The following is a 3,918-nucleotide window of genomic DNA, read 5'->3' on the forward strand; positions in this document are numbered from 1 at the left end:
CTTTTTGAATTCTGGTGTGTATCGTTTGTTTGCTATCCCTTTTGGCATAATAAAGCACCCCACTTGTTATCCAGTATATCATACTGTCTAACAAATGGGGTGCAGTTCAATGCTACTCCCGGACTATTTAGGACTGTAAAGCTGTTAGTTGATGTTTATAAGACTATCCTTGTGGAACGCCATTGAGCGCATTCTCGATAGTTTCAAAAAATGAAGTTTTATCTTCTTCCGTCAAACATTGTGTGCACCATTCTTCCGTCAATGTTGACCATACAGAATCGCTACTTTTTCTAAGTCGATCTCCAATGTAAGTTGTCCAATCGTGATGATCCGGTAGTAAAATTGCGTCGTCAAGAATTTTGAATAGGCTCCCTGCACCAATACCAAACCTTCCATCAAGTTGGCCCCAGTTAATTGATTTCAAATCAGTAAGAATCTGCTTTTCAGGTGCTTTATCACCAGGTAATGCAAAACACTGTGGGAAATCTACTCTCTTATCACCATCTACAATAGCAATGCTCTTATTGGGAAGTTTGTTTCTCCTTCCGAGATTGCCTAAGGTTCCCACAACATCGCAGCTACCTACTGGGCATACCTTGATTTTAGTACAATATTCATAGTACTTGTCTGGCTTCTGTTTTAATATTTCTAAAAAAAGCACGGCGGCCTCGTTGTCTTCCATATACACATATAACTCCGGATGTGCAACATCATCAATGGAAGACAGCGCAAATTCTGGAGATACATTATAAAGAATTTCTTTTCTATCTGATAGACGTGTCAACATGATACGAGCAACAGCCGGGAGTTCCTCAAGAACAAAAGGACTATGCGTAGATAAAATAATTTGTAATTTCTTGGATCGCGATAAGGTTAAGAGATGCCTAATAAATCTACGCTGTGCTTGAGGGTGTAATGAATTTTCGACTTCATCAATAACAAGCAAAGAGTACTGCGGAATTGATTGCAATAGCTTAAACATATCCATCATGGCATCTTCGCCAGCGCCTTGATGGAATTGAGATATTTCCCCACCCTCTTTTGTAAGTAGGCCAACTTCGCGTACGGCATTAATATCTGTGGCGGTAAAGCGTGCGCGGGTGTAGCTTTGTCCTAAAACATAGGATAAAGCTTGTAAACTATTCTCATCAAGTTCAGTTCTGTCTCCAACTTCTTCACTGGCCATTTTCGCAATTTTCGCATAACCAGCTGTTGCATCAAGGGGTAAAGTGCGCGATATATCTAAGAAATACACATTTCTTTCAGGCTTCTTTTGTTTAGGGGAAAATCCCCAGTCATTCGTTTTTCTCCAGCGAAGCGCCCGAGTATTGTTGCCTTCTCGTATCTTATAAGTAATAGTTGCACCTGCAAGTCCATCTGCATCCCATTGAGTTTTTAGAAACATATTGGATGGATAAAAGTCGTTACCTACTTTATTTTTATAAGCACATATAGCGGCTTTCAAATATGTGCTTTTGCCAATTCCATTTTCGCCTACTATTGCGACAACAGGAAACCTAAATTCAAGCTCTTGACCATTCCAACCATGAATATTCTCGATTTTTATTGAATTCAGAAATTGCTTCCATTCGCCAGTTCCATGCGCAAATTGTCGCATGATTTCTTGTATTTCACCCATTATGTGCACTTTCTTTCTAATCTATATAAACGATTTGCTTTGTACTCAAAAATCTTCCAATTATGATTAGTATATCATAGTTACTCTTTCTTCACAAGAAATTAGACATCCTTGTGCCTCGATTTTTTCAGAGGTACAATTATCATAGAAGCACAAACCCAGCAGATTTTACGGGAGGTAGCTGATATGATCGTTCTCAAAATCCTTGCCGCCCCCTTTGTGGTGGCGCTGACCCTGCTCGTTGCCATCGTGTCGTTTCTCTATTGCGTGGCTTCTGCGCTGTGTCATATAGGCTGCGTGGTGCTGACCCTGCTGGCCCTTGTCCTGTTCATCGGCGGCCAGACGCTGGGCGGCGTGGTGTTCCTTGTACTGGCGTTTCTCGTTTCGCCCTTTGGCATCCCAGCCATCGCTGACTGGCTTATGGGACAGGCTCTACTCGCTGAAATACTCCTTGCGGGATTTCATCACAGGCTAATACTGCGGGACAACTTGTCCCAAAGTCCGAGCGGCGGCTGGCAACAGCCGCCGTTTGTCGTATCGAAAGGAGGGCTGCCTACGGCCACAACCTATTTTAAGAAGCACAAGATCAGCAAGGGGGAAACCGTTGCCCAATCCTTGAAAGAGCGGTTTGACTATGGGCAAAACCCGGACAAGACGCAGAACGGCGAATTGATTTCCTCCTACGAGTGCGACTACATGACCGCCGATGCGGAGTTCCTGCTCTCCAAAGCCAAGTACAAGGCCGCCACGGGCCGGGAACAGCGGCGGGATGCCGATGTGCTTTGCTATCAGATCCGCCAGTCATTCAAGCCGGGAGAGATCACCCCGGAGGAGGCAAACCGGGTGGGCTATGAAACAGCGATGCGCTGGACAAAGGGCAAGTATGCCTTTTTCGTCGCCACCCATACAGACCGCCAGCACATTCATAACCACATCTACTACAACTCCACTTCGCTGGATTGCTCCCACAAGTTCCGGGATTTCATCGGCTCGGCCCGGGCGGTGCGGCGGCTCTCTGACCGGGTGTGCCTGGAAAATGACCTGTCCGTGATCATCAGCCCCAAGCTCCATAGCAAGGGACGCTTTCTCCACTACGGGGCGTGGCTGGGGACGGAGCGCCAGACTTCCTACAAGGAATGGCTGCGGGCGGCCATCTGCAATGCCCTTGCAAAAGGCCCAGATAGTTTTGACGCCTTTTTACGGCTCATGGAGGAGTCCGGCTATGCGGTCAAGCGGGGGCGTGGCGGTGCGATCTCGTTCCTTGTGCCAGGGCAGCAGCGGGCCACCCGGCTCCGCTCGTCCACCCTCGGGGAAGGCTTTGATCCCGGGGACATCCGGGATGTAATTGCGGGCAAGCGCCCCATGCCGAAGCTGGACGCTCCGGCCCCCGCTGTGCCCAGGCGTGTCGATCTGATCGTGGATATACAGGAGCGGCTACGCTCCGGGAAAGGCCCGGCCTATGAGCGGTGGGCCAAGGTGTATAACCTCAAACAGATGGCCGCTGCGCTGCAATTTATGCAGGAGCATCAGATCAGCGAATATGACCAGCTCACCACCGAGGCCGAGGCTGCGTCCACCCGTTTCCATGCGCTGACGGAACTGCTCCGGCAGACCGAGGCTGACCTTGCCTATACTTCCGAGCTCATGGGGGCCGTGGTACAATACGCCAAGACCCGGCCCGTGTTTGACGAGTACAAGGCGGCCAAGTATAGCAAGAGATTTCTGGCCCAGCATGAGGCGGAGCTGGCGGACTACCGGGCGGCCAAGGCTGCTTTGAACGATCTGCTGGATGGGGCCAAACTGCCCAAGATGGCCCAATTAAAAGAAAAGCGCCGCAAGCTGGCGGCGGAGAAAAAGGCCCTGTACGCCAAGTACCGGGCCGCCCAACAGGAAATGCGGAAGGCCGTGGCGGTCAAGACCAACATTGATTATCTGCTGGGCGTGACGGACGGGCGCAAGAATAAGGAACAGGAGCGGTAGCGACGGTGACGCAGGCAATTTACTTTGGGACATTTTGTCCCGAAGCGCCGGGTTTGGGGAGGCTCCCCAACAAGCGTTTTTGCGGCCCTCTCGGGCTGCAAAAATAGCAAGTGTGGCCACACTTGCCCTGCTTGCCGTTAGTGCGCAGCCCCCAAAACAGCGCAAAAAAAACGGAGGTGCGTGTTTCTCTTGAACTGCACCCCATTTGTTAGACAGTATGGTATACTGAATAACAAGTGGGGTGCTTTATTATGCCAAAAGGGATACCAAACAAACGATACACACCAGAATTTAAAAAG

The 3,918-nt window shown here is 49.2% G+C and carries 2 protein-coding genes and 1 pseudogene; 2 read left to right on the top strand and 1 reads right to left on the bottom strand.

Going from position 1 to position 3,918, the window contains the following annotated elements; genetic code table 11:
• Window positions 1–163 precede the first annotated feature (163 nt).
• A complete protein-coding gene (locus H7U37_RS14525) occupies window positions 164–1,639 on the bottom strand; it encodes an ATP-dependent nuclease (protein WP_204876837.1) in 1,476 nt (491 codons plus the stop codon).
• A gap of 186 nt (window positions 1,640–1,825) precedes the next feature.
• On the opposite strand from H7U37_RS14525, the pseudogene H7U37_RS15870 reads away from it, so the two are divergent.
• Both H7U37_RS15870 and H7U37_RS14530 read left to right on the top strand, forming a co-directional pair.
• Window positions 1,826–2,053 (top strand): annotated as a pseudogene (locus H7U37_RS15870) (CD1845 family protein); the annotation flags it as partial.
• A 201-nt stretch (window positions 2,054–2,254) separates the two neighbouring features.
• Complete coding sequence (locus H7U37_RS14530) at window positions 2,255–3,619, top strand: relaxase/mobilization nuclease domain-containing protein (RefSeq protein ID WP_243414336.1); 1,365 nt, start codon at window positions 2,255–2,257, stop codon at window positions 3,617–3,619.
• Window positions 3,620–3,918: the final 299 nt, after the last annotated feature.

The organism is Pseudoflavonifractor phocaeensis (genome assembly GCF_016901735.1).
GTDB lineage: Bacteria > Bacillota > Clostridia > Oscillospirales > Oscillospiraceae > Pseudoflavonifractor_A.

Coding starts and splice junctions, on each gene's coding strand:
- H7U37_RS14525 (WP_204876837.1), bottom strand. CDS start 1,639: ATGGGTGAAATACAAGAAATCATGCGACAATTTGCGCATGGAACTGGC.